The organism is Thiolinea disciformis DSM 14473, assembly GCF_000371925.1.
GTDB lineage: Bacteria > Pseudomonadota > Gammaproteobacteria > Thiotrichales > Thiotrichaceae > Thiolinea > Thiolinea disciformis.
In genome coordinates this window covers 14,750-37,570 of sequence record NZ_AQVE01000013.1, presented here as the reverse complement: position 1 = coordinate 37,570, position 22,821 = coordinate 14,750, and the positions used below count along the sequence as shown (strand labels likewise).

Below are 22,821 nucleotides of genomic sequence, written 5' to 3'. Positions count from 1 at the left end.
TATGAGTCATATTATTGAGGCCACCAACTTACATGCTTGGTATGGTTCTAGCCATATCTTGCATGGTATTGATTTGCAAATTAGTCGGGGCGAAACCATTGGTTTGCTAGGTCGGAATGGAATGGGTAAGAGTACCCTGATTCGCACGGTTTTAGGCCATGTCAAACAGCGCGATGGACAAATTAGATTATTTGGACAAGATAAATCCAAGGCCAAACCTCACGAAATTGCGCGTTTAGGTGTGGCGTATGTTCCCGAGGGTCGCGGCGTATTTCCTAATCTGACCGTACACGAAAATCTCGTTATGGCAGCACGCCCCAGCGCTACTGGTCGCAATGACTGGAGCTATGACAAAGTACTACAAACCTTCCCACGTCTAAAAGAGCGTATTAGCAATCTGGGTGGCCAATTATCGGGGGGCGAACAACAGATGCTCTCCATTGGACGCGCCCTGATGACGCATCCTGAATTAATTATTCTGGATGAGGCCACGGAAGGACTAGCCCCATTAATCGTCGAAGAAATCTGGCGTGTTATCGGCGAGATTCGTGCCAGCGGCATTGCTACCCTAATCGTGGATCGTAACTATCATAAGGTTTTAGCAAATAGTGACCGGGCACTCGTCCTACAAAAAGGTTTAAGCGTCATGCAAGGCGAAGCCGCTGCTATCGCTAACGATCCCAAATTAGCCAGCTATTTAGGCGTCTAGACTATTTATCCATACGGACAACGACACGACTATCGGAAGTTCGGACATGGAAGTCCATCACTTTAGTAATCGTTTTCTTGTCTGAAACTAAGGTAGCCACGGCCCGATAACGGCCTGCTGGCAACAGTACATGCGTTGAATGATTGTCGGCAGAAGTTATAGGCTTTCCAGAAGGTACGGTCTTGCTATTGCTCACAGCATCATCAACCCGATACAGCTTCCAAGAAACATTTTCCATGGCAGGACCGTTATCGATGGTCGCTACCAAATTCACCCGCAGATCTTGTGCATACACAGCGGGAGCTAATAGACAAACTAAGGCAGTAGCATTTAATAGGACTTTTATTGAACGAAACATCAATTGCCTCCTTGCAATGGTTGCATTAACCTAAAGCATGGTTCATTCATCTAGCATTCATCTTAAACTATATTTAGTCTTTTTTTATACAAAATGTAACATATCTTTCCTGAAATTTTTTTATAGCTAGCTCAAGAAAAATCTAATGAGGCTGCAAAATTCTACTCAAGCCTGCTAAAACCTGTTATACACTGCGTCCAAGCTAACTGGCGTAGCGCAAAGCGTATAACGACACAAGGATTTTTATGTTACATGATTTGGTAAACTGGCTACTGAACACGGTAGGCGTTTGGGGCTACCCCGGCATTTTTATTTTGATGGCGATGGAATCGACCGTTTTACCCGTTCCCAGCGAATTGGTATTAATTCCTGCTGGCTACTTGGCGCACCAAGGCGAAATGAATATCTGGCTAATTTTACTGACTGCTACCACAGGCACTTGGCTGGGTGCGAGTATTAACTATGTGCTAGCGCTCTGGGTGGGTCGCCCCTTTTTAGAAAAATACGGTAAATACTTTTTCGTGCGCCCGGCGTTGCTGCATAAAACGGATGAGTTCTTCGCGAAACATGGCGCTATTTCAACCTTTACAGGACGTTTAGTGTTAGGTATCCGCCATTTGATTTCGATTCCAGCGGGACTGGCACGGATGAACTTTGCCAAATTTAGTTTCTACACGTGCTTGGGTGGCGCGCTATGGTCGCTGATTTTGATTTTGATGGGCTATTTTATTGGTGGCAATGAACAGTTGATTAAAGAAAATTTACCTTATCTAACTGCTGCCATTTTAGCGAGCGTCGCCTTGTTGATTGGCGGCTATTATTTATGGCAACGCCGCGCGAACACCTAAGATCAGCCTGCCCAAGGCGTGCTGAACATTCAACACGCCTGTTGTATAACTAGCCGAAATAGACCTGCCCTGCTGGATAGCGGATTCGTGGTGGGATTTGGGTCGCTAAGAAAAAACCCAAAGTCAGAGGCCCTACACGTCCAATAAACATTAATACCATTAGCACCATACGCCCAACATCATCAAACTGTCCGGTTAAGCCTCGCGAAACACCGACGGTACAAATAGCCGAAACAGCCTCAAAGGCAATATTCAAAAATTCACCATCATGCGCTAAGGCTAAGAGGAAAATGCCTAACATGACTAAGATGATAGTGATCATACTAATGGCCATCACTTTCAGAATTTGCTCCATGCCGATACTCCGCCCAAAAACGCTAATGCGCGGCTCACGCCGGAAAAAGGCTAGGCTTGCCAGAATCAGGACAATAAAGGTGGTCACCTTAATACCGCCAGCTGTTGATGTGCTGCCACCCCCAATCAACATCAACCAAATAAACATGAACACCGTACTATCGTGCATTCCGCTTAGATCAATGCTATTAAACCCCGCCGTACGGGCAATAACAGCCTGAAACCAACTGGCCTGCCAACGATCAAACCCGCTCTCCATCCCTGCCAAGGTTTTAGGATTAGTCCACTCTAAGGCAGCAAATAAGACGGTGGATGACAGTAATAAAATGCCTGTGCCAACTAACATCAGTTTGGTGTGTAGACTAAATTGCTGCCATTTACGTACTTGTACAATATCGGCGATAACCGTATAACCAAGTCCGCCTACAATCACCAACATGGGAATCGTGAAGTTAACGAGTGGATTAGTCGCCCAGCGCATAGCACTGTCTGGAAATAAACCAAAGCCTGCATTATTGAAAGCTGAAATAGAATGAAATAGCGCCTGCCATAAGCCCTGTAGCCACCCAAATTCAGGCACAGTGACAAAAGCTAGTAGTACCATTCCTCCTAATTCACATATCAATACAATGCGTATAATAATCTCTAGCAAACGCAATAATTGGCTTACGGAGGTTTGATTCAGATCTTCGCGCAAGAAGACATGGTGTGACATATCAATAGGTACGCCGAGTGCTGACAGTACCAAGACGGCAAACACCATAATTCCTAAACCACCTAACTGAATCAGCAGCAAAATAAACGCCTGTCCCGTAGTGGTATAATAACTACCGGTATCTACTACGGCTAAACCTGTTACCGTTACGGCTGAAACCGCTGTGAATAATGCATCTCCCCACGCAATGCCCTGATGGGTCGCAATAGGTAACTTGAGGAGCAGCGTGCCCAGTAAAATTAATAAAATATAACTAAACGCTAATAAGGCAGGTGGTGGTAAATGGATAGAACGCCGAAAAGCAATATTGCGTAGCCAAGTAAACATACATCCTGCCTCACTGTAGGCTGTTGGTAAACCTACGTAAATCCACACGCCGCCCTAAGACTAATAATAAATCATCAGCTTTTAACTCAGCCTCACCATCCGTCAGAGTCACATACTTTGAGCCCCTCATAACACCCAAAGCACGCAATTCAAACTTTTCTAGCTCAAATGCACTTAATTTTTTTCCATCACTACGACTAGAAACCTCAATATTGAAGACATGAAAACCATTCCCCAATTTCACATAATCCTTCACCAAGGGATTGTGGAGCATTTGCGCAATATGCTGCCCATACTCTTCCTCAGGATGCACAATACGGTCTGCGCCTAATTTGGCTAAAATGCGATGATGCGTTCGACTATTAGCTTTAACCCAGATTTCTTTCGCCCCTAAAGCACGAGCATTCATTAAGCACAAAATACTCGCTTCCAGATCCTCACCTACTGTCACCACGACTACATCATATTTACCAATGCCTAAATCACTTAAGGCTTGCTGATCCGTCGCATCGGTAATCACGGCTTCTGATAAGCGACTCGCCAAGCGAGTTACGCGTTTTTCATCTTGATCGACACCCAGCACATAATTACCAAAGCGCACCAACTCCTCGGCGACACTACTCCCGAAGACACCTAGACCAATGACTGCAAAACTTTTCGATGGTGTTGCCATGACAGCCCCTAAAACCGTTAGAGAACAGAAAGGTACACAGTATAGGAGTGCTAGCAAATAAAGGTCAAAACCCGTCGAATGACGGGTTCTGGAAAGAGGATAAACTTAAGCGGATGGTTAAGGCTTACCCTCAGGGGAGCTTGAAAGGGATAAACTTAACTACCAATCACCCCGCCATCCACACGCGTAATCACCAACACTGAAGAACGCGGCTTACTCTCACCACCGGCTGGAAAATGTGAAACTAATAAATCTTCGCCCGGATGTTGAATGCCCACAAACATGGCTTTGTAATCTGGAGTAAAGGTTAACCCTGTCACCTCACAAGCCACTGGTCCTGTTAAGAAGCGGCGAATTTCACCTGTGCTGGGGTCGGCACAAAGCATTTGATTATTGCCCATACCGGCAAATTCTTTTTCATTTTTATAATTACCATCCGTTTGAATCCACAAGCGTCCGTCTTTATCAAATCCCAAACCATCAGGACTATTAAACATATTTTCAGCCGTGATATTCGAACTACCTGCCATTAGTCCTTCTTTATGCACAGTTGGATTGCCCGCTAGCACGAATAAATCCCAGTCAAAGCTAGTGGCGGCATGATCACTACCCGTCGGCTGCCAACGCACAATATGTCCATAGGGATTTTCAGAGCGTGGATTGACACCGTCTACGGGCTGATTATCTTTCTTGCCGCGATTTTTATTATTAGTCAGTGTACAGAACACCGTATTATTGCTCGGATGCACTGCAACCCACTCAGGGCGATCCATCGTTGTGCCACCGGCTTTCGTCGCCGCTTGACGGGTTTTAATCAAGACTTCACCTTGATCCGCAAAACCATTGTCAGCGGTTAAGCCATTTTTGCCATGCGTTAATTCCAGCCACTCGCCTTTGCCTTTTAATTCATTATTTGCCGCGTTGAACTTCGCGACATAGAGCGTGCCTTCATCCAGTAAATTCGCATTAGCCGCTTTATCATTGGCGTTGTACTTACCCGTAGAGACGAATTTGTATAAATACTCGCCACGCTCATCATCGCCCATATACACAACGACGCGACCATCGTTATTCACCACTAAAGCAGCATTCTCATGTTTAATATGACCTAAAGCAGTACGCTTTTTGGGCGTTGAAGCCGGATTCATGGGATCAATTTCTACCACCCAACCAAAACGGTTCATTTCATTCGGATGTTTCGCAATATCAAAGCGCTCGTCGAATTTGCTCCATTGATAACGCTTTTCTTCTAGTTCAATGCCATAGCGCTCCATCATTTCATCAGGCTTGAAAGCGGCATCGGCTGTGCCAAAATAATTATTGAAGTTTTCCTCACACGTGAGATAAGTGCCCCAAGGTGTTTGTCCATTCGCACAATTATTCATCGTGCCCAGCACTTTAGTTCCCGTGGCATCAGCACGGGTTTTCAACAAAGCATGCCCCGCTGCAGGGCCACTTAATTCCGTAGGAGTGTTAGCAGTAATGCGTCGATTCAATTTACCCGCTTTATCCAACACCCAACGTCCATCTTGCTTAACCACCTCAATAATGCTCACACCGTGGGCAGCTTGAGCCGTTTTGACATCATCCGCACTCATTTCCTTACCCTGATGTGCGAACATCAACTCCGGATTGATATACTCATTATTCACTGCCAACACGCCCCGATTTTCGTCAATCGGGAAAAAAGTCATGCCGTCATTGTTGTCACCAAATTGCTTTTCTTGAGCACTCGCAGGGGTTTTTCCAGCCGCATCGAACGCCGGTGCATCCGCAAACATGGGATCGCCCCACGACACTAAAACTTCATATTTATAGCCCTCTGGCACAACAACCGTATCAGCGGTACTCATGGGAATAGCTTTGAAGCCCATTAAGGTACTAACACTAGGCTTCGCTGCTTCAGTAGTCGCCGTAGCAGCACTGCTTGACTCGGCGATCGCTTGGCTTAAAGGGCTAGTTATGAAAAATGCACCTAAGCCAGCCAAGCCTGCCTTGCGCAGAAACTGGCGACGACTCATAGCGCTTTCGACTAATTGGCTAAACTCCGAATCGGTATTTTTTAAATGGCTGGAGTAATCGTGATCGTCGTACTGGCTCATGGTTTCATCCCTAGCTGAATTCAAATAGGCTTATGATTAGAACGAGGAATTGTGACAAATCCATGACCTAGTCGGCAGGTATAGCGCTTGTCATAAAAAATTCATGCAAGCCAAGCTAGGCTCAACATAAGAATAGCAGCCATGTGTAGAGATGCTTAGGCAATACTGTCAAGCACTCTACAACGGGCTGCTACTCAAGTTGTTAGGAAATCGTGAGTTAGCCTAATGCTGTGAATAGCGTCTTAAACCTTACTCACTTTCGGTTCACGATCCCAGAAGCGTAATTTACCGCATTCCTTAATAAAGGCTTTAGCATCGCCATCTGCTTTGATTTCATGGCAGGCAGCATCTAAGGCTTTATCAATACTGACGGCTTCAAAAATCGGCATAGTATCGGCTACATACGCAATAAATTTGCAGTGAGCGAAGGCGTCCGCGACAAAGTCTTTCGTGGCACTATCGTCTTTGAGCTTATCAGCCTCTGCCTTCGCGGGCAGTACGGCTACCGCATCAAATAATACAGAAGGGCCACCACCAACTTTCTCATCGGCGGGCAAGTGTTTACCATCACTCAAGTTCACACCACCAATCTTAGGCGCAATCACTGCTACACTTGCACCTGCCGCCTCAGCAGCATTTTTCAAAGCATTAAATACCTTGGCATCCGTACCATCCGTGACTAACACACCCAATTTGCGACCTTTGAAGGAATCAGGGCCATTTTTAAGGATACTGAGTGCATCTGATGCTTTCAGATCTTTAGGTTTAACCGCCGCAGGTGCTGGATCAGGCAATTTATCCATGCCCAACTTGGTAGCGATAGTTTTGGCTAAATCCTTATCCACATGGAGTAAGCGGCTAATCACACGTTCACGAATATCCGCGCGCTTGACCTTACTGAGTTCAAATACAAAAGCATTGATAATGTGCGTTTGCTCGGTTTCGGTTTGGCTGATAAAGAATTGACGCGCTTGGCTATAGTGATCAGCAAAACTTTCAGGACGAATACGGGTTTTAGTACCTTCTAGCGGTTCTGCATAGGAGTGGAAACCTACTTTCGGATTTTCCCGTGGTCCGCCCCAACTATTGGGCTCGTAATTGACTCGACCTTTGGGTTGATGACCTGCACGCGCGGCAAATCCATCTTGCATCAAATTATGCATCGGGCATTTGGGCGCATTGATTTCAAACTGATTGAAATTTGGTGTGCCTAAGCGATAAAGCTGCGTGTCGTGATACGAGAAGGTACGACCTTGCAATAAAGGATCATTACTGAAGTCAATGCCAGGAATAATATTCTGTGGGCAAACGGCGACTAATTCGGCCTCCGCAAAGGCATTTTCCATCGGACGATCCAAGACCAAACGCCCAACGATTTTCACAGGACATTGTTCTTCTGGAATCAGTTTAGTGGGGTCTAGCACATCGAAGTCGAATTGCTCAGCAAAGGCATCATCGAAGATTTGCATGCCCATTTCCCATTCAATCGTGTCGCCTTTATTCAAGGTTTCCCACATATCACGACGATGGAAATCAGGGTCTGCACCATTGATTTTGACTGCCTCATTCCACACCACTGACTGCAAACCAGCTTTGGGTTTGAAGTGGAATTTCACAAATTTACCTTCGCCCTTGCTATTCACGAGGCGGAAGGTGTGTACGCCAAAGCCTTCGATAAAGCGTAACGAACGCGGAATAGTGCGATCTGACATAATCCACATCAACATATGAGTGGCTTCTGGCGTCAGAGATACGAAATCCCAGAAATTATCGTGCGCCGATTGTGCTTGTGGGAATTCACTATCAGGCTCGGGTTTAACCGAGTGCACCAAATCAGGAAACTTCATGGCATCTTGAATGAAGAACACGGGAATGTTATTGCCGACAATGTCCCAATTTCCTGCATCAGTATAAAACTTAATCGAAAAACCGCGCACATCACGTGCTAAATCGGCCGAACCTTTGCTACCTGCCACGGTAGAAATACGCATGAAGACAGGCGTTTTTTTGCCTTTAGCTTGGAAAGGGGCTGCCATCGTAACAGCCGATAAATCTTCATACGCCTCAAAATAACCGTGCGCGCCATAACCACGGGCGTGTACGACGCGCTCGGGGATACGCTCACGATCAAAATGCGCCAGTTTGTCACGATAAATATGATCTTCAATCAGGACAGGACCACGAGTGCCAGCGCTCAACTGATTTTGATTATCCGCCACCACGATGCCTGTAGTGGTCGTGAGATTAGGGGTATCACCCTGTGCTTGTTGGTGGGTTTCGCCCGCATTACCTTGCACGGTGCTCTTCAGCATTTGCTTATCCATGTTACGACCCTTGGTTAATCATTAACACATTGCTCAAGTAAGTAGTCTAATAGCGAATTGCATTACCTTACATTTGCCTTACACGAAATCAGGGAAAACTCTAGTTGTTAAAAACACAGCGATTAACTATGTTTGATTGCTATTCTTCCCAAAGACACTGATGCTTTCAATGATAAAGAACGCAATAAGAACACCTTGAGCAGAAGTGGAAAGTATTCGCTTTTAATAGGCGTAAACACTTTACAAGGATGGGTTAAAGGTTTACCTATCCCATAAAACACTCTACAACAGCCTACTTACTTGCTAAAAACTCAGCCTCCTGCTGAGTTTCTTATAACTACGTCCTTTCAAGCTGCATCCATCTGAATAACTTGCTCAACCTTACTCAATTCACTCAGTGGAATATGACAAAGAATCGCATGTCCCGTGTCAGTTTGTTGTAAGGGCGGCATTTGTGCTTCACAAATAGCACCAATTTTACGCGGGCAACGCGTTTGGAAAGGACAGCCTGAGGGTGGATTCACGGGCGAAGGTAGTTCACCCTCCAACACAATATGGCGTTTTTTCACTGACGTATCAGCAATCGGAATAGCAGACAGCAAAGCCTCGGTATAAGGATGATACGGCGGATTGAAAATCTCATCGGTTGTACCCTGCTCCATAATCCGCCCTAGGTACATCACCACAATCCGATCGGATACATAGCGTACCACTGATAAATCATGGCTAATAAATAACAAAGTGGTTTTCAAATTACGTTGAATATCAGTCAATAAACCGGTCACCGCCGCTTGTACCGACACATCCAGTGCAGATACAGGCTCATCAGCCACTACTAAGGAGGGTCGACCTGCAAAGGCGCGTGCAATGCCAATTCTTTGCTTTTGTCCACCGGACAATTGCCGAGGCCGCCGCTTAGCAAAATCACGCGGCAATTTCACTAAATCAAGTAACTCCATCACCCGCTGATTAATCTTTTCAGGGTCTTGCTCAATACCAAATTTTTTAATCACACGTGCAATTTGTGAACCCACTGTGTGACTGGGATTCAACGTATCAAAGGGATTTTGGAACACCATTTGCAACAAGGACACCATTTGGGCTTTGCGTTGCTCGACTGGTAATTTACTAATATCGACATTATTGAGTTTGACCTCGCCCGCAGTAGCCTCTTCTAAGCCCATTAATACTTTAGCGAACGTTGATTTGCCACAACCTGACTCCCCCACAATCGCAACTGTTTCGGCCTCATGGGCAATCAGATTAATATCCTCGTTTGCCTTCACATATTGGACTTTTTTACCCTTGATCAATGCCATGAGGGAAGCATCTTTAAGGCTGTAGTACTTTTTCATGTGATTCACTTCCAGTACAACTTTGCCAATATCTGCCTGCTCACCACTCAAGCCCACGGGACGATGACTTGCCCAATCAATGTCCTCAAAACGCACGCAGCGCACATCATGTCTGTCTTCATTCGGTACAGGCTGCATGTGAACACCGGCTTTATTAGCACAGCGCCCTTCTTGGAAAAAGTCACAACGAGGGCCGAAATAACAACCTTGGGGGCGATGTTGTGGCAGCGGTAATTGTCCGCGAATCGGCACTAAAGGGCGTGAATGTTTATTAGTGCCGGGCAAGGGAATCGAAGCAAACAAACCGCGTGTATAAGGATGGCGCATTTCATTGAAGACGGTTTGTACCGAACCCGATTCAACCGCCTCACCCGAATACATCACTGTTATGCGATCACAAGTCTCCAGTATTAGACCGAGATTGTGCGAAATATAAATCATTGAGGTACCGAACTGCTTAGAAATGTCCTTAATCAACTGCACAATACCCGCTTCAACGGTCACATCCAGTGCAGTAGTTGGCTCATCTAACAGGAGCAAAGCCGGTTTAGACAATAAGGCCATCGCGATGACGACGCGCTGTTGTTGTCCACCTGAAATTTGATGCGGATAAGCGTCCATAATGCGTTGCGGATCGGGCAAACGCACAGCGGCAAGCATTTCTTTAGCACGTTGACTAGCTTCGGCCTCACTCACATTTTCATGATACAGCGGCACTTCAATCAACTGTTCGCCAATCTTCATCGAGGGATTCAAAGAAGCCATAGGCTCTTGATACACCATACTGATTTGCGAACCCCGAATACGGCGCAATTCTTCGTCGTTCATTTGTTGCAAATCACGACCATTGAAAAGAATCTGCCCACTTTTCACACGCCCATTTTTGCCCATGTAATTCATGATGGCTAGCGCTACCGTAGACTTGCCGCAACCGGATTCGCCAACGATACCAATCGACTCGCCCGGCATTAGCGTAAGATTAAAATCAATGACCGCTGGAATTTCGCCTGCACGAGTATAGTAAGAAATATTGACGTTTTTACACTCCAAGACTGGAGTAAGGGCTTTAGTATTCGACATGCTTTTACTCCTTAATCCCGTAGTGAGATTTCTCGTAGACCATCCGCCAGCAAGTTAAAACCCAAGATTAAGGAGGCTAAAGCGGCAGCGGGTAAATACATGGTATGCCCAGCAAATGCACCCAAAGGTACAGCTTCCTTGAGCATCAAACCCCAGTCAGGATCAGGCGGGGGTAAGCCTAAGCCCAAAAAGCCCAAAGTCGCGATGGCCACGACGGTATAGCCCAAACGCAAGCACGCATCGACAATTAACGGCCCCCGCGCATTGGGTAACAACTCCACCAACATAATGTACCAAGGGGTTTCGCCACGCGTTTGTGCCGCAAAAATATAATCACGTGTTTTTAAATCGAGTACCAAGCCACGCACAATGCGCATAATTTGCGGTGCTGAAGCAAAAGTGACTGCAACGACGACTGTCCAACCACTTGCGCCTAAGGTTGCGACAATAATGATACAGAGAATAATAAAGGGAAAAGATAAGAAAATATTGGCAATGAAGGATACTATTTCATCAGCCCAGCCGCCTTTATAACCCGCCAATACGCCCATCAGCATACCGACCACATAAGCCACAAAGGTAGCAAAAGTAGCCCAAATCAAGACTTTTTGTGCCCCCCAAATAATACGCGATAAAATATCGCGGCCTTTATGGTCAGTGCCCAACCAGAATGTACCGCCATCTGGTGCGGCTGCACCGATTTTTTGGAAGGGAGCCATAATCGCATTAGGATCATATAAGGGCAAAACGGGTGCTAATACTGCCATCACTACCCAAAATAAAATTAAAGCAGCACCAACCATGCCGACCGGTGATTCACGAATCAAGGCGAGGCGTTTGAAAAAAAGTTTTAAACCGGCTTCGCGTTTAACCGGAGCTTTTTCATCCTCCAATTTCACACTTGAACTCATAAGCTTGCTCCTAGCTAAAACGAATCCGTGGATTCAATAAGGTGTAGCCAATATCTGAAATAAATTGTGAGAATACCGCCACAAATACAGCGACCAGCACACAGGCCTCAATCACGTAAATGTCACCAAATAAAGCCGCATCGACCAACAAATAGCCGAAGCCCTTATAAGCAAAAAATACCTCCACTACGACTAGACCAGACAGTAGCCAGTTGAGTTGCAAGACAATAACCGTAAAAGGAGCAATCAAGGCATTACGCAAAGCATGACGCATAATCACACGCTTATAAGGTAAGCCCTTGAGCACAGCCGTGCGGATATATTGTGAGGTCATGACCTCCGCCATCGAAGCGCGGGTCATGCGTGTGACATAGCCAAAGTCATAAATCACCAAAACCATGACAGGCAGGATGAGTTCTTTCCAACTAAAGCCACCGGTCATACTGGAGGTGCCGGGCAACAAATGCCATGAATAAACAAATACGCCGGTTAAGAAAGTAGCGGTAACAAACTCAGGAATCGACGTGGTCAGCACCGCAACCACAGAGATAACACGGTCGAGCCATGAGCCCTCTTTCATCCCTGCCAAGACGCCCAAGGTGAGTGAAAGCGGGATCATGATTAGAAAGAATACTAGGGTTAGTATGCCTGTGTTTTTGAGACGGTCGGCAAGCAACTCTGAGACAGGGACTTTATATTGCAAGGAATTGCCAAAATCACCGTGTAATGCACCGCCTACCCATTGCAGATAGCGTTCTAAAAATGGTGCATCATAGCCATTTTGGGTCAGCCATAATTCGCGCTGTTCTAACGACGAATAAGCACCGAGTACTTTACCGGCGACGGCCATTTTATCAGATTCAAATAGGGAAAAGAGAATAAACGACACGACCAACATGATCAGCAGCATCGCTAATAGCCGTTTTCCAGCTAATACGATCATAAGCTAACACTCCTCTCACAGCCTTGCTGCCCTCCTTCTGCTAGGTCATGCAGAAACAGCCACTGTGGCTTTATGGTGGCAAAACTAAAAGCCCGCTAAAAGCGAGCTTTTAGTTTAGAACGAGAACTTAGGCATCAATCCAGACTTTGTTATATGGGGTACTAAATTGATGATATTGCGTTGGATGTGCCTTCAAGCCTTTAACTTTGTTCGAGGCCACGAAAAAATTAGACTGCCACAAAGGCTGCACAATCACCGCATCTTCTTGCAAAATGCGCTGCACGTCTTTCATGGCTTCTTTGCGCTTTTCTACATCAATCAGGGCTTCCGCTTTATTTAAAGCCGCTTCAAACTCAGGATTGTTGTAGTTGGTTTCATTCCAAGGCACGCCTGCACGATAAGCCACACTCATGACCATGGTACCTAAAGGACGGTGCGTCCAAGCGGTAATACCGAATGCCGTCTTATCCCAAATTTCCCAATATTTCGCCGCTGGCATCAGATTGATCTTAATCTTAATACCGGCGGGCTCACATTGTTGCTTAAGAATTTCACAAGCCTGTTGCTGCCAAGGACCATTGGTATTGCCACAGTCTAGAGTCAGCTCAACACCATCCTTATAACCAGCTTCTGCCAAGAGTTTTTTCGCTTTATCGTAGTCTTGTTTGAGCTTAGGTAGCTCAAAATACTCAGGATGAATCGGGCTGACATGGTGATGCTCACCAACGAAACCGCCCTTGCCTTGATAAATCGTTTGAATATATTTATCGGCATCCACGCAAGCTTGAACTGCTTGGCGTAGCTTCTTATTGTCGTAAGGTTTTTCACTCACCCGCATCCGAATACAGCCCGTTTGTGCGGTTTGGGCTGGATAGATAGTCGCATTGGGGACGCTTTCGGCTAGTGCATAAGAGGCAATGTCAAACTCATAAATCATATCGACTTGACTAGACGCAAAGGCGGCTAATTGTGCCGTTGAAGCGGGGCCGTGGTCGATATAGTGGATTTCATCTAAATAGACATCACCACCCCAATATGGCTGATCAGCACGCTTGAGAATAGCGATTTCGCCAACTTTGTACTTATCCAGCTTATAAGGCCCTGTGCCAATGGGTTTTTTGCTTAAATCCTTTCCATCCTTCTCAAAGTTACGATGTACAATCGCGGTAGGATAGTTATAGAGATTTTCAGGGATAGCTAATTGAGGAGTACTCATTTTGAGCTTGACGGTAAAGTCATCCACTTTCGTGATCGCGCCCTCGATCATCTCTTTACTCATCTTAGGCTTACCGTCTTTATCCTTCTCGCCCTTATCAACATCCTTTACCATGGCGGAGAATAAACCGATATTCGACGACCCCGTTTTAGGGTCAAGCCAACGTGTAAAATTGAAGACTACATCGTCGGCATTAAACTGATCGCCATTGCTCCATTTCACATCTTTACGCAGCTTAAATGTCCATTCGGTTAAATCAGCATTAGCTTCCCAACTTTCTGCCAACATGGGACGAGTGACATTATCAGGCCCAGTAATAGTTAAATATTCTAAGAACTGCCGCGTGATATTCGATTTCTCTGTCCAATCATATAAAGCGGGATCGGTAATTTCTTGAACTGGCATAGAAACCTTGAGAATGCCGCCTTTTTTCGGTGTAGGCTCAGTAGCAGCCATTACCGGATTGACTAACAATTCACCTAGAATAGCACCCGCTGTCGTATAAGCAGCCGCTGCGGACATTCCTAATAAAGTGGTGGTGCGCAGAAACTCGCGTCGAGAAATTTTTTTGTTGCTAAGGTCATCGATAAGCACTGGGATCATTGGGTGCTTATCGGTTTCCGGAAATTTAGGCATAACGTTTCTCCTCCAGTTCGGCTACTAATTGATTCGATTGAAAAACGAAGGCGTAGAGGTAGAGAGTGGCTCGATGCTACTCCTTTAGAGTGGCAAGTTCAAGAAAGCCACCATTAGCCACTAAGACTTGCATATTTAATCAACTGATGACTAATACGCTTTTGCACAAAACTGATATGCCCTAGCAGGATCAGCTAAAACTTGCCTTTAGGTATTAAACAGCACACATTACGCCCTAACAAGTCGGTGATATTTACTCAGGAGGCGGCTGTGACGCATAACCAACACTATATTGATAATCAGTGGATCAAAGGTGAAGGCCATATACTACCAATCGACAATCCCGCTACAGAAACCCTAGTAAGTAAACTCAATCTTGCGAGTGAAGCACAAACACTAAGCGCTCTAACAACCGCAAGCCAAGCCCAAAAAGCGTGGTCTAAACTAGCCAGCTATGAGCGCGCTGCCTATTTGAATAAGCTAGCCGATCAAATCATCCAAGATGCTAGTGAAATTGGTGCTGTGTTAGCACTTGAGTCCGGTAAAAGTCTTGCCGAAGCGGAAGCTGAAGTCCGCTATGGGGCAGAAATTACACGCTATCATGCTGAATGGAGTCGGCGCATTGAAGGCGAAGTCATCCCCAGCGATAGTGCTACAGAGCAATTACTCTTAATGCGTGAACCATTAGGCGTGGCCGTGTGTTTAATTCCCTTTAATTACCCGATTTATACGTTACTGCGCAAATTAGCCCCAGCTCTCATCACGGGTAATACTGCAATTGTGCGCCCCAGCAATCATACCCCCTGCTCTGCGCTTGCTTTGGGCAAAACCATTGAAAAAGCAGGTTTACCAGCCAGTGTTGTACAAATCGCAGTGATGGATCATGAAGTGTGTGCCACGCTTTGCCGCCAGCCTGAAGTGGGCATCATCTCACTCACGGGTAGCGTCGAAGCAGGTCGGCAAGTATTGGATTACAGCAAAACGCATATCACCAAAGTCTCGTTAGAATTAGGTGGCAAAACCCCAGCGATTGTGGCGGATGATGCGGACTTAGCAGCCGCAGCCACTGCAATTATTAACTCCAAAACCACACATTGCGGGCAACTTTGTACGGCGGTAGAACGCGTTTATGTGCAACAAAAAGTCTATGCACCCTTTTTAGAGCTACTCAAAACCGGTATGCAGCAACGTGCTTTTGGTAATCGTTTAGAGCAGCCGCAACTCATGGGACCTTTGATTAATAAAGCGGCGCAAATTCGCACTCATCAATTAGTACAAGCTGCCCTAGCTGCTGGCGCTGTTTGTGAAACGGGTGGCTATTTACCTGAAGACAAAGGCTACTTCTATCCAGCGACTTTACTCTCTAAGGTCAATCATTCGATGGCTGTGATGCAGGAAGAAACTTTTGCGCCGGTACTGTGTGTTATGCCTTATGAGCACTTGGACGAAGCCTTAGCTTTAGCCAATGATCATCAATATGGCTTAGCTTCTGTCTTATTTACCAATCGCTATAAAGATGTGATGCGTGTGGCAACCAGCATTGAAGCGGGTGAGTTATATATTAATCGCACCCCTGCCGACCCTTACCAAGGGTATCATGCGGGCTGGAAAAAGTCGGGCTTAGGTGGCGATGATGGTAAACATGGCATGTTAGAGTTTACCCAGACACGCATGGTGGCCTTGAATTTTGCTTAACGTGGTAGGGCTTAAGTTTGTGAGCAATTTTCCTAGAGTCGCCGTGAATACCTCCATGTAGGCTCCACAGCCGCATCCATGCGGCCGAGGCTCTAGGAAAACTCTCACAAACTTGCCTATCTGATACCGTATAATCATTCGGGTGAAGTATGAAAATCACAGAACTAAAAACCTATATTGTTGCCACACCCTCTCCGCACATTGGTGGCATGTATTGGATTTTTGTACGCCTCAAAACAGCGTGTGGCATTGAAGGTGTGGGGGAAATTTATTCCGTCACCTTTCACCCTTCCGCCCAAATTCACATGATTGAGGATGTGTTCCAACGTTATTTATATGGACACGACCCACACCATATCGAGCGCTTTTATCGTCAATGCTATTCCAGTGGTTTTACCCAACGCCCTGACTTAAGCATGATGGGTATCATGAGCGGTTTAGAAATGGCCTGCTGGGATATTATCGGTAAAGCCGCCAATCAGCCGGTTTATCAATTGATTGGTGGAAAGGTTAATGAAAAGCTGCGCTGCTATACCTACCTTTACCCGAAAAATACCGCTGGTGAATATGATTACAGCGACCCTTATTTGGCAGCAGAAAGTGCAGCGGAAAATCTTAAAAAAGGTTTTACCGCTGTCAAGTTTGATCCCGCAGGGCCTTATACCGCGTATTCTGGACATCATATTTCCTTGGAAGTGATGCAGCGCTCCGAGCTATTTTGTAAATTGATTCGGGAGGCGGTGGGTGATCAATGCGATATTTTATTTGGTACGCACGGTCAAATGACACCTGCCTCTGCCATCAGACTGGCTAAGCGTTTAGAAACTTATGACCCATTATGGTTTGAAGAACCGGTTCCCCCAGGTCAGCCTGAAGCAATGGCCGAAGTTGCGCGCAAAACCACGATTCCGATTGCAGCGGGTGAGCGCTTAACCAGCAAATATGAGTTTGCTGCACTGTTACAAGCAGGGGGGGCAAGCATCTTACAAATGAATTTGGGGCGTGTGGGCGGGATTCTGGAAGCGAAAAAAATCGCAAGTATCGCGGAAGTGTATTACGCACAAATTGCTCCACACCTTTACAATGGCCCAGTCGGTGCAGCAGCTAGCATTCAATTAGCTGCTGCCACCCCCAATTTCCTCATTCAAGAAAGTATCGAAACTTGGGGTGGTTTTTATGCGGAAATATTGCATAAACCGATTCATTGGGAGGATGGTTATATTATCCCCCCCACCACAGCAGGCTTGGGCATTGACGTGAATTGGGAGGTTGTTGCAGCCCACAGCCCCTACACCGGCGAACGCTTACACCTACAAATGCACCCTAAACCCTATGATGTGAAAGACGATGCTCCAGCCAAAGGTTGAATACGATTATATTATTGTTGGCGCAGGTTCAGCAGGCTGCATTCTTGCGGAACGCTTGAGTGCTTCGGGTGAATTTACCGTGCTCTTATTGGAAGCTGGCAAAACCGACGATCATCCGTGGTTCAAAATGCCGATGGGCTATGGCAAATTGTATTACAACCCGCGCTATAACTGGATGTATTACACCACGCCGCAAAACGAACTAGAGCAGCGTAATCTGTATGTGCCACGGGGCAAAGTACGTGGTGGTTCGGGCGCAATTAATGCAATGATTTATGTGCGTGGTGCTGCCCAAGACTTTGATGATTGGGCAAGTGCCACAGGCGATGCTGGCTGGTCTTATCAGTCCATCCTACCCTACTTCAAACGCCTAGAAACGCATTGGAATCCTAAAAGTGATTGGCATGGACACAGTGGCAAGATTCACATCAATTCCTTGCGCTCGGGAATGCATCCTGTGTGTGAAAACTTTTTGGCGGCTTGCCGTGAGTTAGGCTACCCCGAAAATGCAGATTTTAATGGTCAGCAGTTAGAAGGTTTCGGTGTTTATGATGTGAATATCGACCGAGGAATACGCGATTCTAGTTCACGCGCTTATTTGCAACCCGCTTTAAAACGCAGCAATTTAACCGTACAAACTGAAGTATTAGTTGAACGCATTGTATTTGATGAAAACAAACGTGCGATTGCTGTGCAAGTTCGTCACGTAAACGAACCTGCAAGCTATCATGCACGGCGAGAAATTATTATTAGTGCAGGTGTAGTAGAAAGCCCGAAACTATTGGAATTATCAGGTATTGGTAATGGTGAACATCTACAAGCTTTAGGCATTCAAACTGTGCAGCATTTGCCGCAAGTGGGTGAACGCCTGCAAGATCACTTATGCGCAAGCTACTATTATAAAACCAATGTACCGACTCTAAATGAGCGTTTTAATTCGCTATTTGAGCAGGCCAAAATGGGCTTGCAATACCTGTTGTTTAGAACCGGACCATTGGCTCTAAGCGTGAATCAAACGGGTGGCTTTTTTAAAACTGATGCTAACTTAGCAAACCCTAATATCCAGCTTTATTTTAATCCTTTGTCTTACACCATCCCTAAAGATGGCAAAGTTGCAATCAAAACCGACCCCTATCCGGGTGTTTTATTGGCAATTGCAGCGTGTCGCCCCAGCAGCCGCGGCAGTATCCATGCTATAAGCCCTGATAGCCATGAAAAACCTGCCATTAACCCTAACTACCTGAGCACTGAGCAAGATATTCAAGAAGCACTTGCCGGTAGCCGTTTAATGCGCCGAATCGTCCAAACTCAAGCCTTGCAGAATATCATTACTGACGAAACCATTCCGGGGCAGCAACTACAAACCGATGCAGAATTGTTAGACTTCTTCCGTGCTAATTGTGGCTCGATTTATCACTTGTGCGGGACTTGTGCCATGGGCAAAGACGCTACTGATTCAGTCGTGGATAGCCAACTAAGAGTGCATGGTGTGCAAGCTTTAAGAGTCGTGGATGCTTCTATCTTCCCCAATGTGACTTCAGGGAATATCAATGCACCGGTGATGATGGTGGCAGAACGGGCGTCGGATTTGATGTTGCAGGCAAACTAGTCCGTTTTATATAGAAACAGGATATTTAGGAAACTTTAAGCGTGTCGGCGTTTAAAAGCTGTGCACCTTAATTGTTTGCAACATGGTTAAATCTCTTTCAAAACCTTATATAAACACGCTTTATTTTAGCAGATACCCTTGTGGAAAATCGTTATCTCTTTTCTATAGCGTCCCCTAAGCAGATTAAATGGATTTCCTTTATGATACTTAGGGCTGGGGCAATTCGCGGCGGTTCTTGGAACAATAATACAGAGAATGTGCGTTGTGCGGTGCGCAATAGGAATCATCCTAACAATCGAAACAACAACGTGGGTTTTCGAGTGTTATTGCATTCTCCATAGTTTAATGCTTGTAGGCGGTAGATAGATGGGTTTATTTACGGATAGCCCACGGTTCTGCAAGGCTTAAACCAGCTTGCTCTAGTCCTAATCGCATCCTTAGATCGGTCAAATAGCAAAGTTACCTCACATCCTACCTTGAGTGGTGCGGTGTGGGGTTTTATTGAGGGTGTCTTATGCAAAAGTGGTGGCTGGTTTGCTGGGTAGTATTCCCAAGTTTGGCGTTGGCTGATGAATTAGCCAAACCTGCTGAACCTGTTATGGGGTGGGGGGCTTGGTTTTGGGCGAATATTCAAAGTATTGAGGCATTAGGCTCTTTATTAACAGCTGTTGTTCCTACGTTTTTTGTAGCGCTATTAGCAGTCTGGTATTTTTTCTTCAAAAAGAAACCCGAACAAACCTCACTCTCTGTTGTTCAATTACCAGTCATTAATCCCTCGCAACTCGAACAATATTATTACGAACATTTATCCCAAGCTTGCCAACGCTATGATTTAGGTAGTTTCCGTGATAGCCAGTCCAATGCAGAAAAAGCACGAATTCAAGTGTCGTTGGCAGATGTTTATGTGGATTTACTGGCGTATGAGATTCAGCCAGACAACACTGATAAATCGGATGGATTAGCTCACCAATCTCTACGTGAATCCAAATTATTATTGGCGCATTTACAAGAGCAAGGTCTAAAACGCATGGTGGTGCGTGGTGATGTCGGTTCGGGCAAGAGTAGCTTTATCAATTATCTTTGCTTTAGTTTGATTGAAAGCCATCATGGAAAAGAACTAACACCTACTTTACCGCCACAGTGGCAACGTCGACCTGTGGTGCGGATTTTATTGCGTGAAATCGGCAGCAAGATTTTTGAGTCTAGTGATTTAAGTCAGCAGTTAATGCACTTTGTGCGCCAACAGGTTGAAGTGCATGTTCGGCAAGTGATAGCAGTCGATGAGCATAATTTAAAACTAATGTGGGAAAGCTTCCGAACAGACTTTGAACGCTCTGGCGTATTAATCTTAGATGGTTTGGATGAGGTCTCTAATTCACATGAACAAGCTGAACAACGTAGCCGCCGCCAACTATTATTGGAAGCGATTCAAGCATTAGCACGGCACAAAACCTATGAAAATATGGCGATTATTGTCACCAGCCGCAATCATGCCTATGGTGGGGATGATGCTTTATTAGGATTTCGTTTATTTCAGCTTGAGCCTTTAAGTGTACAACAGCGTTATGAGTACTTTATTCAACATTGGTATCAGCGGGTAGCCAACACGCCAGAAGAGCAAGCTTCGTATGAAAGTGATGCCCGTCAGTTATTAAACAATATTGCCAAACGCCCTTCACTTCGCCCCTTAACCGAAACACCTTTATTACTGACTTTGATTTTAGTATTGGATAAAGCCAAGATCGGTTTGCCCGAATCACGGGCAGAATTATACCAACATGCGGTGATGTTGTTATTGGAGCGTTGGAATAAACAATTATTGCCTTATGAAGACTCCCTGTCTGTCGAAGAACGTCAAGCACTGGAAATATTAAAACTTGACCCGAGTATTTTGCTGGAGGCTATGAAAGCCTTGGCAGAACACACTTATCGGACTGCACAGCTACAAACTCAGGAGAAGCCGCAGGATACTATTGTATTTTCGGTGGATGCTGTGGAAAGTGCTTTAAAAGCACAGTTGCAACAATATTCAGGCTTAGGGTTTGCACACCAAGATAGCTGTCAAAACTTTCTGCGCTTTCGTAGTCAGATTTTGGTGGCGGTCGGTGAGGATTTAAGTTTTGTGCATAAGTCTTTCCATGAGTATTTGACCGCTGCCTATGTCATGGAACGCTCTATGAGTCGTGAGCGGATATTACGCGAAATGATCAGTAGCGAAGAACAACGCGACTGGTGGCGTGAGGTGTTTTTGTTTGCTATGAATATTGAAAAAGCCGAGTTCATGTTATGGCAAATGAAACAACAAGTGTTATCGCGCCCATTATCCGGTTTAGACGCTGAGGCGGTGGATAATCACCTTGGTATGATGAGCTTATTTAGTGAGGCAGCATTAGAAAATAGTTTAGAAAAAGTCGTGAGTCGAGATGCGAAGCGTAATCCTGAGCTAAGCGCGGCTTATCACGATTTGCAAAACTATTTACAAGAATGGTGGGATAACACCCGCCTAAGTATTCCACAAAAAGCTCGTTTGGGACGGATTTGGGGGCACTGTGGCGATACACGAGAGGGCTTAACGTTTCAGCGTGATGCTTATGTAATTCGTTATGCGACCCAAACGAAACGCTCTTTCCCTTTGCCTGATTTCAAATGGTGTGAAATTCCAACAGGTGAGTTCCTAATGGGTACGCAAGGCGAAGATGGTTGGGGTGATGAAAAGCCAGCACAGAACATGGTATTTGATCAGCCGTTTTATATGACCGCCTCACCCATTACCAATGCGCAATATCAAGCCTTTGTTGATGCAGGCGGGTATGAAGATGAAAGTCTATGGCGGGCATTGCCTCAAGCGGCACAAGATTGGTGGCGTGGTGATCAGTCGGGTGATTTAGCTTTAATTGCTAACCTTAAAAATAAAGATCTGCGTGATGCTTACCAATCACAGCTTTTGCGAGATAAACAACGCCGACAACTGTATTTTTGGCAAAGTAGTCACTGGAATATAGCCAATCATCCTGTGGTGGGTGTGTCATGGTTTGAAGCATTGGCTTATGTGGAATGGTTAAATCGGCATCAACAGCAGATTTTGCCTGCTGCCTTATATGCTAAGGTCGGTACTATACGTTTGCCGCGTGAAGATGAATGGGAATATGCGGCGCGTAGCTCTGCCAACCTGATTTATGCCTGCGGTGAATTAGCGCCTAATAAAGCCAATTATCGGGATAGCGAACTAGAACGTACAAGCGTGGCAGGCTTATTTGCTGCAAACCCTTTGGATTTGTGGGATATGACAGGCAATGTGTGGGAGTGGACTAGCTCAAGATGGGGGAATGATATAGACGATTGCGCTTATCCTTATGGCGAGGACTATCAGCAGACGCAGGTTAAGCAGAATGATTTAAATACCTTGGATTTCAAAATTGTACGCGGCTGTTCTTGGTACGGTAATACAGAGGATGTGCGTTGTGCGGTGCGTAATAGGAATCATCCTAACAATCGAAACTACTTCGTGGGTTTTCGAGTGTTATTGAATTCTCCCTGATTCGCTTTCTGAATGCTGCTTTCTGATTTGCCCCTCACCCCATCCCCTCTCCCAAGGTAGA

Annotated in this window: 16 protein-coding genes; 7 read left to right on the top strand and 9 right to left on the bottom strand. The window is 45.6% G+C overall.

The features are described from left to right. Nucleotide 1 precedes the first annotated feature (1 nt). Complete coding sequence (locus tag A3IE_RS0111110) at nucleotides 2-709, top strand: ABC transporter ATP-binding protein (protein WP_020395698.1); 708 nt, start codon at nucleotides 2-4, stop codon at nucleotides 707-709. Between the two features lies 1 nt (nucleotide 710). Here the strand turns inward: A3IE_RS0111110 and A3IE_RS0111105 are convergent, their stop codons facing one another. Continuing rightward, the gene (locus tag A3IE_RS0111105) at nucleotides 711-1,067 is read right to left on the bottom strand and encodes a hypothetical protein (protein ID WP_020395697.1); all 357 of its coding nucleotides are present in this window, start codon (nucleotides 1,065-1,067) and stop codon (nucleotides 711-713) included. A 245-nt stretch (nucleotides 1,068-1,312) separates the two neighbouring features. On the opposite strand from A3IE_RS0111105, the gene A3IE_RS0111100 reads away from it, so the two are divergent. Beyond that, nucleotides 1,313-1,915 (top strand): DedA family protein, encoded by a 603-nt coding sequence (locus tag A3IE_RS0111100; RefSeq protein ID WP_020395696.1) that lies wholly within the window; start codon nucleotides 1,313-1,315, stop codon nucleotides 1,913-1,915. Nucleotides 1,916-1,964: 49 nt separating this feature from the next. On the opposite strand, the gene A3IE_RS0111095 is transcribed toward A3IE_RS0111100, so the two are convergent. The 8 genes from A3IE_RS0111095 to A3IE_RS0111060 form a co-directional block, all read right to left on the bottom strand. Then, complete coding sequence (locus tag A3IE_RS0111095) at nucleotides 1,965-3,311, bottom strand: TrkH family potassium uptake protein (protein WP_020395695.1); 1,347 nt, start codon at nucleotides 3,309-3,311, stop codon at nucleotides 1,965-1,967. Nucleotides 3,312-3,321: 10 nt separating this feature from the next. Continuing rightward, entirely contained in the window at nucleotides 3,322-4,041 is a 720-nt protein-coding gene (locus A3IE_RS0111090) for a potassium channel family protein (RefSeq protein WP_281167183.1), read from the bottom strand. A gap of 98 nt (nucleotides 4,042-4,139) precedes the next feature. Then, nucleotides 4,140-6,086 (bottom strand): PhoX family protein, encoded by a 1,947-nt coding sequence (locus tag A3IE_RS0111085; RefSeq protein WP_020395693.1) that lies wholly within the window; start codon nucleotides 6,084-6,086, stop codon nucleotides 4,140-4,142. 242 nt (nucleotides 6,087-6,328) lie between these two features. Beyond that, a complete protein-coding gene (locus tag A3IE_RS0111080; RefSeq protein WP_020395692.1) occupies nucleotides 6,329-8,410 on the bottom strand; it encodes a catalase in 2,082 nt (693 codons plus the stop codon). A 347-nt stretch (nucleotides 8,411-8,757) separates the two neighbouring features. Beyond that, nucleotides 8,758-10,845: an ABC transporter ATP-binding protein gene (locus tag A3IE_RS0111075; RefSeq protein ID WP_020395691.1), complete on the bottom strand. Its 2,088-nt coding sequence runs from the start codon at nucleotides 10,843-10,845 to the stop codon at nucleotides 8,758-8,760. Nucleotides 10,846-10,856: 11 nt separating this feature from the next. Next, nucleotides 10,857-11,756, bottom strand: a complete 900-nt coding sequence (locus tag A3IE_RS0111070; RefSeq protein ID WP_020395690.1) for an ABC transporter permease — start codon at nucleotides 11,754-11,756, stop codon at nucleotides 10,857-10,859. 10 nt (nucleotides 11,757-11,766) lie between these two features. Beyond that, nucleotides 11,767-12,699 carry an ABC transporter permease gene (locus tag A3IE_RS0111065; RefSeq protein WP_020395689.1) on the bottom strand — a complete coding sequence of 311 codons (933 nt, stop codon included), beginning with the start codon at nucleotides 12,697-12,699 and terminating at the stop codon, nucleotides 11,767-11,769. Between the two features lie 127 nt (nucleotides 12,700-12,826). Beyond that, complete coding sequence (locus tag A3IE_RS0111060) at nucleotides 12,827-14,551, bottom strand: ABC transporter substrate-binding protein (RefSeq protein ID WP_020395688.1); 1,725 nt, start codon at nucleotides 14,549-14,551, stop codon at nucleotides 12,827-12,829. A gap of 270 nt (nucleotides 14,552-14,821) precedes the next feature. Here A3IE_RS0111060 and aldA point away from each other — a divergent pair, with 270 nt between their 5' ends. The 5 genes from aldA (at nucleotide 14,822) to A3IE_RS0111040 (ending at nucleotide 22,760) form a co-directional block, all read left to right on the top strand. Next, the gene (gene aldA, locus A3IE_RS0111055) at nucleotides 14,822-16,246 is read left to right on the top strand and encodes an aldehyde dehydrogenase (protein WP_020395687.1); all 1,425 of its coding nucleotides are present in this window, start codon (nucleotides 14,822-14,824) and stop codon (nucleotides 16,244-16,246) included. A 149-nt stretch (nucleotides 16,247-16,395) separates the two neighbouring features. After that, nucleotides 16,396-17,613 carry a mandelate racemase/muconate lactonizing enzyme family protein gene (locus A3IE_RS0111050; RefSeq protein ID WP_020395686.1) on the top strand — a complete coding sequence of 406 codons (1,218 nt, stop codon included), beginning with the start codon at nucleotides 16,396-16,398 and terminating at the stop codon, nucleotides 17,611-17,613. Continuing rightward, nucleotides 17,594-19,222 (top strand): GMC family oxidoreductase, encoded by a 1,629-nt coding sequence (locus A3IE_RS0111045; RefSeq protein WP_020395685.1) that lies wholly within the window; start codon nucleotides 17,594-17,596, stop codon nucleotides 19,220-19,222. Before A3IE_RS0111050 ends, A3IE_RS0111045 begins: the two co-directional genes overlap by 20 nt. 200 nt (nucleotides 19,223-19,422) lie before the next feature. Next, entirely contained in the window at nucleotides 19,423-19,563 is a 141-nt protein-coding gene (locus tag A3IE_RS23395) for an SUMF1/EgtB/PvdO family nonheme iron enzyme (RefSeq protein ID WP_110721462.1), read from the top strand. Nucleotides 19,564-19,736: 173 nt separating this feature from the next. Further along, nucleotides 19,737-22,760: an SUMF1/EgtB/PvdO family nonheme iron enzyme gene (locus tag A3IE_RS0111040; protein WP_020395684.1), complete on the top strand. Its 3,024-nt coding sequence runs from the start codon at nucleotides 19,737-19,739 to the stop codon at nucleotides 22,758-22,760. Nucleotides 22,761-22,821 lie beyond the last annotated feature (61 nt).

What these genes read in the sequence shown, in the direction of transcription:
- A3IE_RS0111110 (WP_020395698.1), top strand. Translation starts at nt 2, where the DNA reads ATGAGTCATATTATTGAGGCCACCAACTTACATGCTTGGTATGGTTCT.
- A3IE_RS0111105 (WP_020395697.1), bottom strand. Translation starts at nt 1,067, where the DNA reads ATGTTTCGTTCAATAAAAGTCCTATTAAATGCTACTGCCTTAGTTTGT.
- A3IE_RS0111100 (WP_020395696.1), top strand. Translation starts at nt 1,313, where the DNA reads ATGTTACATGATTTGGTAAACTGGCTACTGAACACGGTAGGCGTTTGG.
- A3IE_RS0111095 (WP_020395695.1), bottom strand. Translation starts at nt 3,311, where the DNA reads ATGTTTACTTGGCTACGCAATATTGCTTTTCGGCGTTCTATCCATTTA.
- A3IE_RS0111085 (WP_020395693.1), bottom strand. Translation starts at nt 6,086, where the DNA reads ATGAGCCAGTACGACGATCACGATTACTCCAGCCATTTAAAAAATACC.
- A3IE_RS0111080 (WP_020395692.1), bottom strand. Translation starts at nt 8,410, where the DNA reads ATGGATAAGCAAATGCTGAAGAGCACCGTGCAAGGTAATGCGGGCGAA.
- A3IE_RS0111075 (WP_020395691.1), bottom strand. Translation starts at nt 10,845, where the DNA reads ATGTCGAATACTAAAGCCCTTACTCCAGTCTTGGAGTGTAAAAACGTC.
- A3IE_RS0111070 (WP_020395690.1), bottom strand. Translation starts at nt 11,756, where the DNA reads ATGAGTTCAAGTGTGAAATTGGAGGATGAAAAAGCTCCGGTTAAACGC.
- A3IE_RS0111065 (WP_020395689.1), bottom strand. Translation starts at nt 12,699, where the DNA reads ATGATCGTATTAGCTGGAAAACGGCTATTAGCGATGCTGCTGATCATG.
- A3IE_RS0111060 (WP_020395688.1), bottom strand. Translation starts at nt 14,551, where the DNA reads ATGCCTAAATTTCCGGAAACCGATAAGCACCCAATGATCCCAGTGCTT.
- A3IE_RS0111050 (WP_020395686.1), top strand. Translation starts at nt 16,396, where the DNA reads ATGAAAATCACAGAACTAAAAACCTATATTGTTGCCACACCCTCTCCG.
- A3IE_RS0111045 (WP_020395685.1), top strand. Translation starts at nt 17,594, where the DNA reads ATGCTCCAGCCAAAGGTTGAATACGATTATATTATTGTTGGCGCAGGT.
- A3IE_RS23395 (WP_110721462.1), top strand. Translation starts at nt 19,423, where the DNA reads ATGATACTTAGGGCTGGGGCAATTCGCGGCGGTTCTTGGAACAATAAT.
- A3IE_RS0111040 (WP_020395684.1), top strand. Translation starts at nt 19,737, where the DNA reads ATGCAAAAGTGGTGGCTGGTTTGCTGGGTAGTATTCCCAAGTTTGGCG.